The sequence below is a fragment of the Enterococcus sp. DIV0756 genome, assembly GCF_051710745.1.
In the GTDB taxonomy this organism is placed as follows: domain Bacteria; phylum Bacillota; class Bacilli; order Lactobacillales; family Enterococcaceae; genus Enterococcus_A.
Genome location: NZ_JBIOLF010000001.1, coordinates 1,648,068 through 1,660,946 on the forward strand (window position 1 = coordinate 1,648,068; position 12,879 = coordinate 1,660,946).

The window sequence follows — 12,879 nt, forward strand, 5'->3', positions numbered from 1 at the left end:
AGTGCTTTTTTCATTAACCAAAATAATTAATTCCCATTGCTTGCTTTACTTCAGCTAAAGTTTCAGCAGCGACTGCTTGTGCTTTCTCGCTACCTTCTTTTAGCATTTGCATGATGGCATCGGGATCTTTAGCATATTCTTCACGGCGCGCACGAATTGGGCCGAATTCAGCTTCCAAGACATCAATCAAATACCGTTTTATTTTAACATCACCCAGGCCACCACGACGATAATGTTCTTTAAGTTCAGCAATTTTTTCTTTATCCTTACCAAAGACGTCTAAGTAAGTGAACACCATATTGCCTTCAACTTGACCAGGATCTTCCACATGAATATGGTTGGGGTCGGTGTACATACTCATAACTTTTTTTGCTAAAACATCCGCAGAATCTGCTAAATAGATGCCATTGCCTAATGATTTACTCATTTTTCCGTTGCCATCAATACCTGGCAGACGACCTTGCCCTTTTTCAGGAAAAACTCCTTTTGGTTCAACCAACACATCGCCGTAAGTATGATTGAAACTTTGAACAATTTCCTGTGTTTGTTCAAGCATCGGTTTTTGATCTTCACCAACAGGAACAAGGTTTGCTTTGAATGCTGTAATATCTGAAGCTTGAGAAACAGGATAAATAAAGAAGCCAGTAGGAACACTTTCACCAAACTTTTTCTGCTCGATTTCAGATTTAACTGTCGGGTTACGACGAACACGTCCGACACTTACTAAATTCAAGTAATACATTGTTAATTCCGCTAACTCAGGAATTTGTGACTGGATAAAGAGTGTGGAACGTTTGGGATCTAGTCCCACCGCCATATAGTCAAGCGCAACCTGTAAAACATTGGAGGACACCTTTTCTGGATTTTTTGCATTATCAGTTAAAGCCTGCATGTCGGCTATCATAATAAATAACTTGTTTTCAGGTTTTTCCTGCATTAATACACGATTTCTCAACGAGCCAACATAATGGCCTAAATGTAATTGTCCAGTTGGACGATCTCCAGTCAAAATGATATTTTTCATTAACTCACCTTTTCGTAAAAATTTCTTTCATTAGTCTCTTCAAATACTACCTTTTTTTTTCAATCATGACAACTCTTATCCCCATTTTAATCACAACCGACAAATAGTCTTATGTAAGAAAACATTACACGATAATGATAAATGATAGAAAAATTTTTTCGATCGTTGAGTTTTTTTCTTTACAAAGTAAAAAAACTTAGCTTATAATTAAACTCACATTGGAAAAATTAGAGAACGATAAGGAAAATGGGGTGGTTAGACATGCCAATGGTTGAATTTAAGCATGTGGAAAAATACTATGGGAAATTTCATGCTTTAAAAAAAATTGATTTATCCTTTGAAAAAGGAGAGGTCGTTGTGGTGATCGGACCATCTGGATCAGGGAAGAGCACAATGCTCAGATGTATCAATGGTTTAGAGGATATTTCCTCAGGGGAACTACTGGTAAACGGTAAAAACCTCCACAGCAAAGAAGTAAAATTAAAAGACATTCGAAAAAACATCGGAATGGTTTTTCAACATTTCAATCTTTACCCAAACAAAACTGCGTTAGAAAATATTACGTTAGCACCAATCAAAGTCTTAAAACAGTCGCCAGAAGAAGCTACTAAGACTGCTGAAAAATTATTAGATAAAGTTGATATGTTAGACAAGAAGGATTCATACCCTTCCATGTTATCTGGAGGACAGCAACAACGGATCGCCATCGCTCGCGGTTTAGCGATGAATCCTGACTTGCTGCTTTTTGATGAGCCAACATCGGCACTAGACCCAGAGATGATTGGTGACGTGTTGAATGTTATGAAGAAAATTGCTCGTGATGGCATGTCAATGATTGTCGTAACTCATGAAATGGGATTTGCTAAAGAAGTAGCGGATCGGATCATTTTCATGGCAGACGGCGAAGTCTTAGAAGATACACGGGATATCAAAGGGTTCTTTGAAAAACCACAAGAGGTCCGAGCACAACAATTTGTTAGCAAAGTAATTAATCACTAGGAGGGCAGTATATGTCGAAGATTAAAAAAATGGTCTCCTTGCTAGTTCTTCCATTACTGCTTGTAATCGTGTTGTCAGGATGTAAAGGAGACAGTGTTGCAAATGAGAATATTGCGAAACGAATCAAAGAAGAACCAACGATCACGTGGGGCGTGAAATATGATACGCGCTTGTTCGGTATGATGGATATTAAAACGCGTAAAGTTGAAGGTTTTGATATTGATATAGCAAAGGCCATCACAAAAGAAATTCTTGGTGAAAATGGGAAAGCAGAATTTGTCGAAGTGACATCAAAGACACGGATTCCGTTACTTAAAAACGGAAATATTGATGCAATCATTGCCACTATGACAATTACTGAAGATCGAAAAAAAGAAGTTGATTTTTCGGATATTTATTTTGATGCAGGTCAGTCACTATTGGTAAAAAAAGGCAGCCACATCAAAAATATCAAGGATTTGACATCTGATGATACGGTGTTAGCCGTTAAGGGGTCCACTTCTACGATAAATATTCGCAAACACGCACCCGATGCTAAAATTCTCGAATTAGAAAATTATGCAGAAGCATTTACCGCCTTACAATCTGGACAAGGTCAAGCGATGACTACAGATAACGCGATCTTGTTAGGGATGGCATCAGAAAATGATCAATATGAACTAACAGGTGGTACATTCACGAACGAGCCATATGGTATTGCGATCAATAAAGGCCAAGACGATTTCTTGAAAGAAGTTAATCGTGCGCTTCACAGAATGCATGACAATGGCACTTACAACAAAATATTTGAAAAATGGTTCCCTAAAGATGCAGACGGTCGAGCGAAAAAGGGGGCACAATTCTAATGACACAATTATTCCAAACGTTTTCTGCTGATTTTGTCAGTGGCTTTAAGTTTACTATCTATGCGAGTATATTAGCTTTAGTTTTTAGTTTAATTATTGGGACACTTATGGCAATTTTACAATTGTCTCACAATCGAGTTATTCGAAGCTTAGCAAAAGCCTATGTGGCCTTTTTCCGAAATATTCCGCTTTTAATCATTGTAATGTTCTTTTATGTCGTAGCACCAATGTATTTCTACAGTTTCGATGGTTTTCAAGCGGGGACGATCGGTTTGACAATCTATACCTCGGCGTTTATTGCAGAGACTGTGCGTTCAGGAATTCAAACAGTACCTAAAGGGCAAATGGAAGCCGGACTATCGTCAGGGTTCTCATACGCTGAGACAATGCGTTATATTGTATTACCGCAAGCGTTCAAAATTGTGGTGCCACCATTAGGAAATCAATTTATCAATTTAATCAAAAATTCTTCAATTTTGGCAATGGTTGCCGGGTTAGATTTAATGTATCAAGGTGATTTGATTGCCAGCACGACTTTTAATACGTTTGATACCTACATTATTGTTGGTTTGTTTTATTTAGTTTTAACACTGCCATTGTCTTATCTGATGAACTATTTAGATAAGCATTGGTCAAATGCCTAAAAAGGAAGGGGTAAAAAATAATGAGTGATGCTTTTTCATGGATTAATTTACGATTCCTTTTGGATGGGCTGTGGGTGACGATTCAAGTTTCAGTCGTATCGATTATTTTTAGTATGATACTCGGGGGAATCGCTGGAACTGTTCGTTACAGTAACATTCCGATACTTTCAAAGGTTGTAGGTATAATCGTAGATATTATTCGTAATTTACCATTATTACTAATCATCTTTTTCACGTATTTTGCCTTACCACAAATTGGAATCAAACTGAATATTTTCTGGGCAGCAGTTGCTGCACTGACCATTTTTGAATCAGCGATGTTATCTGAAATTTTCCGTGCCGGATTAAATGCTGTTCCATCTGGACAAACAGAAGCGGGAATGTCATCTGGTTTGACTTATGTCCAAACCTTGACCATGATTGTTATGCCGCAGGCTTTTAAATCAATGCTGCCGGCAATTTTAAGTCAGTTGATCTCGCTGATTAAGGATACGTCGTTGGCCGTGATTATTTCATTGCCTGAGTTGACGCATAACGCAAAAATTATTTATGGTCAAAATACCAATTATGTTATTCCGATGTTTATTGCAATGACGGCAATGTACTTTGTCGTTTGCTATTTATTATCCGTAGTTTCAAACATATTAGAAACAAGTAAATACAATTACTAAAAAAGTGAGGCTCTTCATTAAATATAGAAGAGCCTCACTTTTTATTCTTTTTCTTGTTCTGTTTCTCGTTCAGTTTCTTTCATAGCTGGATCTTCATAAATGGCACCGGCTTCCGTTTTGCCGAGTTTTTCCAACATGCTTGGTTCATGATCATCTACAGGATGTTCTTTTTTCTTTTTTTCTGTTTCCTTTTCTGTCGCTTTGATTGCGGGATCTTGATTACGATCGCCAGCAGAAACTTTCCCCATGTTTTCGGTTAGTTCTTTTTTATCCATTTTTATCCACCTCTCTCGTAAATAGTGTAGCATTAATTGTTATTCATTCAAAAGAAAACGCTTTTTATAAGACGGGGTTCTAGGGCTTGAAATATTTCGTTAAAAAGTGGAAAATAAGATGATACTTGTAACAAGATAGGGTGAGCGTTTTGTCAAATGAAAGACCAATTGGATTTATTGATTCTGGTGTAGGTGGATTAACAGTAGTGAAGGAGGCCATGCGCCAGTTACCTAACGAAGAAATCGTATATCTTGGAGATACGGCACGTTGTCCGTATGGTCCTCGACCTGCTGAGCAAGTCATTGAGTTTACGTGGCAAATGACTCGTTTTTTATTGAAAAAAAATATTAAAATGCTTGTGATTGCCTGCAATACGGCGACTGCAGTAGCATTAGATGAGATCAAAAAGAATGTTGATATTCCGGTAATAGGTGTTATTCAACCTGGTTCGCGTGCAGCGTTAAAAGCTAGTAATAGTGGACGAGTTGGCATTATCGGGACGTTAGGAACGGTTAAAAGCGGCTCTTATAAGCACGAGTTGCAGGAAAAAGCTCCGGACACCTATGTATCCAGCTTAGCATGTCCGAAATTTGTACCAATCGTAGAAAGTAATCAGTTTAATAGCTCAGTAGCGAAAAAAATTGTTTCGCAAACACTGACGCCTTTAAAAAAAGAAAAATTGGATACGTTAATCTTAGGCTGTACGCATTATCCTTTGTTACGTCCGATTATTCAAAATGTCATTGGTCAACAAGTGACATTAATTGATTCGGGTGCAGAAACGGTCAACGATGTTAGTACGTTGCTGGATTACTTCAATTTGAATAATTACGAACAAACTGAAAATAAGGCGAGAATGTTTTATACGACTGGTTCACCAAAAATGTTTAAGGATATCGCTGGTGAATGGTTAGCTATTAGAGATTTAGATGTGACACATATTGATTTAGGAGGAAAATAATTTGCGACACGATGGAAGAACAGTTCAACAATTACGACCGATTAAGATCGAAACGAATGTTTTTAAGCATCCTGAAGGATCAGTGGTCATTTCTTTTGGTGATACGAAAGTTATTTGTTCAGCAACATTAGAAGATTCAGTACCGCCGTTTTTACGTGGTAGTGAAACAGGATGGGTTACAGCTGAATACAGTATGCTGCCAAGAGCAACAAATACACGTAATCGACGAGAAAGCGCGAAAGGAAAACTATCCGGTCGTACCATGGAGATTCAGCGTCTGATTGGTCGTTCTTTACGAGCTGTCATCGATCTTGAGCTATTAGGCGAACGCAGTATTATCGTTGATTGTGATGTGATACAAGCTGATGGCGGAACGAGAACCGCAAGCATTACAGGAGGATTTGTCGCATTACGCTTAGCTGTTAACAAACTGTTAGCGAGTGGTGAGTTACTAGAAGATCCAATTAAAGAGCATTTAGCAGCGATTAGTGTCGGAATGTTGCCAGATGGAACGGTTGTCACTGATCTGGATTATCAGGAAGATTCTTCGGCAGCCGTCGATATGAACTTGGTAATGACAGAATCTGGCCGTTTTGTAGAAATTCAAGGAACTGGGGAAGAAGCGACCTTTGACGACGATGAATTGAATACATTGATTCTACATGGAAAAGCAGGGATTGCTGAATTAATAGCCTACCAAAAAGAGACACTTTTTGATGAAGTGGAAACGGAAGACAAGACGATTGTTATTGCGACACGTAATCCAGGTAAGGCGAAAGAATTTGCCGCCTTGTTCGCAAAAGAGGGGTATCAAACGAAAACACTACTAGATTATCCTGATTTGCCTGATGTTGAGGAAACTGGGAAAACCTTTGAAGAAAATGCTCGTTTAAAAGCTGAAACGATTGCTCAACTGCTACAACAACCTGTTTTAGCGGATGATTCTGGATTAGTAGTGGATGCCTTAAATGGAATGCCAGGAATATTTTCTGCTCGTTTTGCCGGAGAACGAAAAAGCGACGCGGCAAACAATGCGAAGTTATTGCATGAGTTGACCGACGTTCCAGATGAACAAAGAACTGCTCATTTTCATTGTACGTTAGTTTTTGCCGCGCCTAAAAAAGAAAGTTTAGTGGTGGAAGCGGACTGGGATGGGCAAATTGCTCGAATTCCTCAAGGAGACAATGGTTTTGGCTATGACCCATTATTTATCGTTCCTGGCTACAATAAAACATCTGCTGAATTAACATCTGAGGAAAAGAATGAAATCAGTCATCGTGGGATGGCTGTAAAAGAGTTAGAAAGAAGCTGGAAAGAATGGTTGGAGGGAAATAAATGAAGTATCTAGTTGTGAGTGACAACCATGGTGACCGTAATATTTTAACAGAAATTGTTAATCGCTATGTTGATAGGGTAGATCATATGTTTCATTGTGGTGATTCAGAGTTGAAAGCCAATGATGAGCTATGGGAGCATTTTACTGTAGTTACTGGTAATTGCGATTATGACCCTGGGTATAAGAAGGAACAGATTGTTTCAGTTGGTAATGATGTTATCTATATGACTCACGGTCATTTATCAAATGTTCGCTTTGGATTGACAATGCTTTCTCTACAAGCGCAAGAAGTTGGAGCAAATATTGCCTTATTCGGACACATCCATCAAGCAGTGGCTGAGCTTGATAAAAATATTTTATTCGTGAATCCGGGGAGTATTTCACAGCCGCGAGGGCCAATTCAGATTCCTAGTTATGCGATTATTGACAGCGAAGAGGCAGAATATCGTATTCAATATTACAATCGTGCGCATCAGGAGATTGAAGAGCTGAGCGCTGTTTTTGAACGTTAGTTCCTAATTTTTATTAAATTTTTGATGAAATACCGCTTTCTTTTTGCCGTTACGGTAAAATAAGGTGAAGATATTAGAACGGAGGCGTCATATGATTAGTCCCGCAATTGAACAATTAATGATGGAACATGAGGAAACTATGATGATTCCAGCGGAGAATGTGGCTAATGTGATGAAGGAACATCCATTAGAACATGCGCTATTGCTTTTGTCACAGGCTGGTTATTCAACCATCCCTGTTTTAGATAAAGAGGATCATTTTGTAGGTTTGCTAAGCTTGAATGATATTGTAAAAAAAATGTTAGGGATCGATGGTATTGATACATCCAATTTAGAAGAATTGACTGTAGCGGATGTTATGAAGACGGATGTTGCAGTGATGCGACCGGATGCCGAATTAGAAGATATTTTACATTTATTGGTTGATGCTTCTTTCTTGCCAGTATTAGATCACGATGGAATCTTCTGCGGAATCGTGACTCGCAGAGAAATTTTAAAAGCGGTAAACTATACTTTTCATGCTTTTCATCGGAAAAATCCTGAAACTCAATTAATTTTCCACGCTAATTCTTCAAACTAATAAAGCTCCTAAACAGGAGATTGGATTGACGATTAAACAGACCTTACGTTCAAATAATGGACGTAGGGTCTGTTTTTTTTACTACTAGGATTATAGTGTAAAAAGTAGTCTTTTTATAAAATAGTATCCTTTAGGCCAAATATGGATATTCCCATTTAATTAGGTATTTTATGACTATTTTTTTATGCTTTTCGTATCAAAATATGAGATTCCGTTTAGCGACAATTTTCATTTGTACTTTTATACCTGATCGATTAGGAGAGTATAAATACATCGTTTTAAAGCAAGCTTCTCCATGTCCGGATTACGAACGAGCTTTTCAACTTAAGCTATGCAATCAGTTGTTCAAAAGCGGAGATAGTTCGTCATACGTTTTTTGAGAACATAGTGAGAATACAGATGAATTGACAATAACAATGAATCATGCTAATTTTATCAAGCAAGTGTTTAAATAGTAACCGTTACGGTTAAGCTCGATTGATTAATCAATTAGGAGAATATGAATGGCAAAAAAATCTAAAATTGTTAAAATGCAAAAACAACAAGCGTTAATTGAACATTACGCAGAACAGCGTTTAGCTTTAAAAAAGGCTGGCGATTACGAAGGTTTATCGAAATTACCGCGTGATTCGAACCCTAATCGACTAAAACATCGTGACCTAATCGATGGACGTCCAAGAGGCTACATGCGAAAATTCGGCATGTCTCGCATCAAATTTCGTGAGTTGGCTCATAAGGGCCAGATTCCTGGGGTTAAAAAAGCTAGTTGGTAAAATTGCTATAAACTGTTCAAAACTAGAAGCATTCCTCTTTTAATTTTGTTAGACTAAAGATGTTTAACAAAGCGGAGAGGAGAGATAGAATGAAAAAAGCTTTATTTGTCCTGTTAGATGAGTACGCCGATTGGGAAGCTGCCTATTTACTGAGTCTTCTAAATCAAAGAGACGATTGGCAAATTGAAACTGTTTCAAATTTACCTCAAGTAAGATCCATTGGAGGGTTAAAAACGATGATTGATCTACATTTTTCTGAAATTGATCAAATGCATCATTTACTCGTTCTGATTGGTGGTAATTCTTGGGATATCCAAGATCAAAATCTTTATCGAATGATCGATGAACAACTATCTAATGGGTTACCAGTTGCTGCTATTTGCGGTGCGGTGGATTACTTAGCGTTTCATGGTTTTTTAGAAGGATACAGACACACAGGAAATACTCGTATTCGTTGGCAGGATTTTTCAAACTATCAGTCTCCTGAGAACTTTGTAGAAAGGTTAGCGGTCATTGATCGAAACCTTGTTACTGCGAATGGAACGGCAGCTTTGGATTTTACCGAATTTGCTTTACAATTAATCGGTGACAGTATGATCGAAGCGAAAAGAGAAGTTGATTTGTATCGGCTCGGATTTTATGGGTATCAAGAAAAATACGGTAGCTCCTTTGGAAAATAAAGAAGTTCGTTCCATGAATATACATGGAGCGAACTTCTTTATTTTCCTAACACAATCGGATCGTTTGGAATAGTAAAACCATTTTGATTTAAAATTTTCACATAAGCAGTCAAAAATTCCTCCTGCAACTTGTATTGTTTCCCGTTTGTAACATATAGAATTGTGCGAATCGCGTAATTGCTGTTACCTAAGTCAACCATTCCAAAAAGAGTCGGCCCATCAAATATTTCCTCTTTAAATTCCTCAGCCAGCTTTTTATTCGTTTCTTCAATCAACTGACTAATTTTATCGAAACCCTCATCTGGTTGAATTCGAATATCTACTTTAACCTGCATGTGCGCCCGAGAAAGATTACTGATGGTTGTAATGTTACGATTAGGAATAAAATGAACGGTACCATCTGTGGATTTCATCTGCAGCATACGAATACCAACAGAGGTCACAGTACCTTCAACTTGCAGGTCAGTTAATCGGATATAATCACCAACATCGATCTGTTGTTCCATAATAATGAAGAAACCAGTGATGATATCATTCGTAAAACCTTGAGCGCCTAATCCTATGGCAATACCAGCAATACCAGCACCGGCTAGAAGTGATCCCACTGGAATACCAAGCGTATCCAAAATTGAATATAGGAAAAAGAAAAAAAGTGTGTAAGAAAACACATTCATTGATAAAGCATGGATTGTTTCAATCCGAGTAGCGTTATCGGTCATTTTCTTTTTCTGTCGATCAAAGGATTGATTAATTAAAAAACTTCCAATTTTTCTTATCAAATAAAACAAGATCAAGACTGCAAGAATAGTGATTCCTTTTTGAATCAGAACAGAAAAGACACGATCCCAATCAATTGATTGCCAATATTTTTGCCAGGCAGATAATTGTTCGGTTGCTTGATCCACTACATTGGTAGTACTTGAATCCACTGTTTGCGTTGTAAATAAAAACATAATGCACTCCTATTAAATTAATAAAATCAGTGTAACAATCTTTCGCTTTTCTGTCGACCGAGGGATGAAAGATATCATTTCATTATAATTGAAAAAAATCATGACAACGGTGTGAGAAAATGATAGACTAACATTTAAATAAGAAGGGGATGATAGAATGGTGAATATAAAATGGGAAGAATTGGGTTTTGATTATATCAAGACACCTTTCCGCTATATATCTCATTGGAAAAACGGGCAATGGGATGATGGTGTATTAACTGAGGATAATACAATCACCATTAATGAAGGCTCGACTTGTCTCCATTACGGACAAGAATGTTTTGAAGGCTTGAAAGCTTATCGAAGAAAGGATGGAAAAATTAATTTATTCCGACCGGATGAAAATTCAAAACGTTTGAACAAGAGCGCTGAACGTTTGCAGATGCCAGCTGTACCAGAGGATAAATTCATTGATGCAGTGAAGAAAGTGGTAAAAGCGAACGAAGAGTATGTACCACCTTATGGTACAGGAGCAACTTTGTATTTACGACCATACTTGATTGGTGTCGGACCGAACATCGGGATTGTTCCGGCTCCTGAATATATATTTGGTGTATTTTGTATGCCAGTAGGGCCATACTTCAAAGGAGGATTGACACCGAGTAATTTTATTGTCTCCGAATATGATCGGGCAGCACCATTTGGTACAGGGGCTGCTAAAGTCGGTGGGAACTATGCAGCAAGCTTATTACCGGGACAAATTGCGCACGATCGAAACTTTTCTGATTGCATCTATCTAGATCCTGCAACACATACGAAAATTGAAGAAGTTGGCTCTGCTAATTTCTTTGGGATTACGCATGATAATCAATTTATTACACCGGATTCACCATCGATTTTGCCAAGTATCACAAAATATTCATTGCTTTATCTCGCAAAAGAACGTTTTGGCTTGGAAGCAATTGAAGGGGATGTTCGCCTAGATGAACTAGATAAGTTTTCCGAGGCTGGAGCCTGTGGTACCGCCGCAATTATCGCGCCGATTGCCGGAATTCAAAATGGGGAAGATTTCCATGTTTTTTATAGCGAGACAGAAGTAGGGCCTGTAACGAAAAAATTATATGATGAGCTTGTAGGAATACAATTTGGCGACGTCGAGTCACCAGAGGGATGGATTTTTGAAGTTTAATCATTGATAATAAAAATCGCCGTTCTTTAAGGACGGCGATTTTTATACGTAAGAAAGATTTAGCTTAAGTGTACACCCTTATCGACATAAATAATGTCACCGATGATTCCAGTAGCTAAAGGACTAAGCAAGAAGGCACATGAGTTACCAACTTCTTCAATTGTCACTGCGACCTTATCTGGTGTACGTTCTTCAGAAAGACTCAACAATGATTGATAATCCTTTACACCTGTTACTGCCAAGGTTTTAATAGCTCCTGCTGAAATTGCGTTGACCCGTATATTTTTGGGAGCCAATTCAGTGGCTAAATAACGAACCTCAGCCTCTAATGCCGCTTTTGCGATTCCCATCATATTGTAGTTAGGGATCGAACGCTCAGATCCCATGTAAGTCATTGTCACGATGCTGCCGCCATCAGTCATTAACGGAGCAGCATACTTTGATACTGCTAATAATGAGTAGGCACTGATATCTTGCGCTAGTTGGAAGCCATCTCGCGTGATCTCAGTAACATTTCCAGACAATTCTTCTTTATTAGCAAAAGCAATCGAATGAACTAAACCATCGATAGAACCAAATTCTTCTTTAATGATAGAAAATGCTGCTTCAATCTTTTCGTCACTTGCTACATCAAGCTCAAACATGTTGGCATCTTCGCCAACTAGCTTCACTAAATTTTTCTTCATACGATCGTTTTGATACGTGTAGATGATTTCTGCTCCCTGATCAGCAATGGCTTTCGCGCATCCCCAGGCAATGCTTTTTTTATTGGCTACGCCAGTTACGACAATTTTTTTTCCAGTTAAGATAGACATTAAATGACACACTCCTAAGTAATATAAAAAATAATATGCTCTCATTATGTTGTAAAAAGCTTTGATTGTCAAACTATTTTTTCAATTGTTCTAATACGTCTTGATTAAACTGTTAGAATATGATAGTTTGATAATCAAATAAAATATTCATAGAGGTGCAAAATGGAAAAAATTATGAATGTCGAAGAAATTATGGCTGCGATTCCGAATCGCTTTCCCATTTATTATTTAGATGCGGTCACAGAGTTTGAAGACGAGAAGCATATCACAGCGGTAAAGAACTTAACTATGAACGAAGATTTCTTCCAAGGCTATTTTCCAGGTGAACCAATTATGCCTGGAACATTGATTGTAGAAGCACTTGCTCAAGCAGGTTCGTTGCTAATCTTGAAATCAGCAGCGTTTGAAGGGAAGACAGCCTATATTGGCGGTATCAATAAGGCAAACTTTTTAGAATTCGTACGACCTGGAGACACATTATTTTTGAATTTTGATATTCAGAAAGTCAAAGGTCCTGTGGGCACGGCAAAGGCATGGGCAACAGTAGAAGATAAAGTCGTAACGGAATGTGAGTTCACATTTATCGTTGGAGACAAAGATCAAAAAAAATAATTTAAAAAAGAACCGAATTCTCTCAAT

Annotated in this window: 16 protein-coding genes; 12 read left to right on the top strand and 4 right to left on the bottom strand. The window is 37.9% G+C overall.

Features of this window, described 5'->3' with window-relative positions:
- Positions 1-13: 13 nt before the first annotated feature.
- On the bottom strand, positions 14-1,024 hold the full coding sequence (gene trpS, locus IGI44_RS08020; RefSeq protein WP_438787253.1) for a tryptophan--tRNA ligase: 1,011 nt from the start codon (positions 1,022-1,024) through the stop codon (positions 14-16).
- 261 nt (positions 1,025-1,285) lie between these two features.
- Between trpS and IGI44_RS08025 the strand changes: the two genes are divergently transcribed.
- The 4 genes from IGI44_RS08025 to IGI44_RS08040 are packed head-to-tail and all read left to right on the top strand — an operon-like array spanning position 1,286 to position 4,183.
- Positions 1,286-2,023 (top strand): amino acid ABC transporter ATP-binding protein, encoded by a 738-nt coding sequence (locus IGI44_RS08025; protein WP_438787254.1) that lies wholly within the window; start codon positions 1,286-1,288, stop codon positions 2,021-2,023.
- A gap of 11 nt (positions 2,024-2,034) precedes the next feature.
- A complete protein-coding gene (locus tag IGI44_RS08030) occupies positions 2,035-2,868 on the top strand; it encodes a transporter substrate-binding domain-containing protein (RefSeq protein WP_438787255.1) in 834 nt (277 codons plus the stop codon).
- On the top strand, positions 2,868-3,512 hold the full coding sequence (locus IGI44_RS08035) for an amino acid ABC transporter permease (RefSeq protein WP_438787256.1): 645 nt from the start codon (positions 2,868-2,870) through the stop codon (positions 3,510-3,512). The genes IGI44_RS08030 and IGI44_RS08035 overlap by 1 nt, the downstream gene beginning before the upstream one ends.
- 20 nt (positions 3,513-3,532) lie before the next feature.
- A complete protein-coding gene (locus IGI44_RS08040) occupies positions 3,533-4,183 on the top strand; it encodes an amino acid ABC transporter permease (protein ID WP_438787257.1) in 651 nt (216 codons plus the stop codon).
- A 41-nt stretch (positions 4,184-4,224) separates the two neighbouring features.
- Here the strand turns inward: IGI44_RS08040 and IGI44_RS08045 are convergent, their stop codons facing one another.
- Positions 4,225-4,458 (bottom strand): hypothetical protein, encoded by a 234-nt coding sequence (locus tag IGI44_RS08045; protein ID WP_438787258.1) that lies wholly within the window; start codon positions 4,456-4,458, stop codon positions 4,225-4,227.
- 149 nt (positions 4,459-4,607) lie between these two features.
- Between IGI44_RS08045 and racE the strand changes: the two genes are divergently transcribed.
- The 6 genes from racE to IGI44_RS08075 all read left to right on the top strand — a co-directional run bounded on the left by racE (position 4,608) and on the right by IGI44_RS08075 (position 9,301).
- Positions 4,608-5,420 (top strand): glutamate racemase, encoded by an 813-nt coding sequence (racE, locus tag IGI44_RS08050; RefSeq protein ID WP_438787259.1) that lies wholly within the window; start codon positions 4,608-4,610, stop codon positions 5,418-5,420.
- A 1-nt stretch (position 5,421) separates the two neighbouring features.
- On the top strand, positions 5,422-6,759 hold the full coding sequence (gene rph / locus IGI44_RS08055; protein WP_438787260.1) for a ribonuclease PH: 1,338 nt from the start codon (positions 5,422-5,424) through the stop codon (positions 6,757-6,759).
- Positions 6,756-7,268 carry a metallophosphoesterase gene (locus tag IGI44_RS08060; RefSeq protein ID WP_438787261.1) on the top strand — a complete coding sequence of 171 codons (513 nt, stop codon included), beginning with the start codon at positions 6,756-6,758 and terminating at the stop codon, positions 7,266-7,268. The genes rph and IGI44_RS08060 overlap by 4 nt, the downstream gene beginning before the upstream one ends.
- A gap of 91 nt (positions 7,269-7,359) precedes the next feature.
- Entirely contained in the window at positions 7,360-7,848 is a 489-nt protein-coding gene (gene cbpB / locus IGI44_RS08065) for a cyclic-di-AMP-binding protein CbpB (RefSeq protein WP_438787262.1), read from the top strand.
- Between the two features lie 503 nt (positions 7,849-8,351).
- The gene (rpsN, locus tag IGI44_RS08070; RefSeq protein WP_438787263.1) at positions 8,352-8,621 is read left to right on the top strand and encodes a 30S ribosomal protein S14; all 270 of its coding nucleotides are present in this window, start codon (positions 8,352-8,354) and stop codon (positions 8,619-8,621) included.
- Between the two features lie 89 nt (positions 8,622-8,710).
- Complete coding sequence (locus IGI44_RS08075; RefSeq protein ID WP_438787264.1) at positions 8,711-9,301, top strand: DJ-1/PfpI family protein; 591 nt, start codon at positions 8,711-8,713, stop codon at positions 9,299-9,301.
- Positions 9,302-9,339: 38 nt separating this feature from the next.
- Here the strand turns inward: IGI44_RS08075 and IGI44_RS08080 are convergent, their stop codons facing one another.
- A complete protein-coding gene (locus IGI44_RS08080; protein WP_438787265.1) occupies positions 9,340-10,254 on the bottom strand; it encodes a mechanosensitive ion channel family protein in 915 nt (304 codons plus the stop codon).
- Positions 10,255-10,411: 157 nt separating this feature from the next.
- Between IGI44_RS08080 and IGI44_RS08085 the strand changes: the two genes are divergently transcribed.
- Positions 10,412-11,425: a branched-chain amino acid aminotransferase gene (locus IGI44_RS08085; RefSeq protein ID WP_438787266.1), complete on the top strand. Its 1,014-nt coding sequence runs from the start codon at positions 10,412-10,414 to the stop codon at positions 11,423-11,425.
- Between the two features lie 59 nt (positions 11,426-11,484).
- Here IGI44_RS08085 and fabI read toward each other — a convergent pair whose 3' ends face one another.
- A complete protein-coding gene (gene fabI / locus IGI44_RS08090) occupies positions 11,485-12,240 on the bottom strand; it encodes an enoyl-ACP reductase FabI (protein ID WP_438787267.1) in 756 nt (251 codons plus the stop codon).
- Between the two features lie 162 nt (positions 12,241-12,402).
- Here fabI and fabZ point away from each other — a divergent pair, with 162 nt between their 5' ends.
- On the top strand, positions 12,403-12,852 hold the full coding sequence (gene fabZ / locus IGI44_RS08095) for a 3-hydroxyacyl-ACP dehydratase FabZ (RefSeq protein WP_438787268.1): 450 nt from the start codon (positions 12,403-12,405) through the stop codon (positions 12,850-12,852).
- Positions 12,853-12,879: the final 27 nt, after the last annotated feature.

Excerpts from the sequence above, each read along its gene's own strand:
- trpS (WP_438787253.1), bottom strand. The coding sequence starts at position 1,024 with ATGAAAAATATCATTTTGACTGGAGATCGTCCAACTGGACAATTACAT.
- IGI44_RS08025 (WP_438787254.1), top strand. The coding sequence starts at position 1,286 with ATGCCAATGGTTGAATTTAAGCATGTGGAAAAATACTATGGGAAATTT.
- IGI44_RS08030 (WP_438787255.1), top strand. The coding sequence starts at position 2,035 with ATGTCGAAGATTAAAAAAATGGTCTCCTTGCTAGTTCTTCCATTACTG.
- IGI44_RS08035 (WP_438787256.1), top strand. The coding sequence starts at position 2,868 with ATGACACAATTATTCCAAACGTTTTCTGCTGATTTTGTCAGTGGCTTT.
- IGI44_RS08040 (WP_438787257.1), top strand. The coding sequence starts at position 3,533 with ATGAGTGATGCTTTTTCATGGATTAATTTACGATTCCTTTTGGATGGG.
- IGI44_RS08045 (WP_438787258.1), bottom strand. The coding sequence starts at position 4,458 with ATGGATAAAAAAGAACTAACCGAAAACATGGGGAAAGTTTCTGCTGGC.
- IGI44_RS08060 (WP_438787261.1), top strand. The coding sequence starts at position 6,756 with ATGAAGTATCTAGTTGTGAGTGACAACCATGGTGACCGTAATATTTTA.
- cbpB (WP_438787262.1), top strand. The coding sequence starts at position 7,360 with ATGATTAGTCCCGCAATTGAACAATTAATGATGGAACATGAGGAAACT.
- rpsN (WP_438787263.1), top strand. The coding sequence starts at position 8,352 with ATGGCAAAAAAATCTAAAATTGTTAAAATGCAAAAACAACAAGCGTTA.
- IGI44_RS08075 (WP_438787264.1), top strand. The coding sequence starts at position 8,711 with ATGAAAAAAGCTTTATTTGTCCTGTTAGATGAGTACGCCGATTGGGAA.
- IGI44_RS08080 (WP_438787265.1), bottom strand. The coding sequence starts at position 10,254 with ATGTTTTTATTTACAACGCAAACAGTGGATTCAAGTACTACCAATGTA.
- IGI44_RS08085 (WP_438787266.1), top strand. The coding sequence starts at position 10,412 with ATGGTGAATATAAAATGGGAAGAATTGGGTTTTGATTATATCAAGACA.
- fabI (WP_438787267.1), bottom strand. The coding sequence starts at position 12,240 with ATGTCTATCTTAACTGGAAAAAAAATTGTCGTAACTGGCGTAGCCAAT.
- fabZ (WP_438787268.1), top strand. The coding sequence starts at position 12,403 with ATGGAAAAAATTATGAATGTCGAAGAAATTATGGCTGCGATTCCGAAT.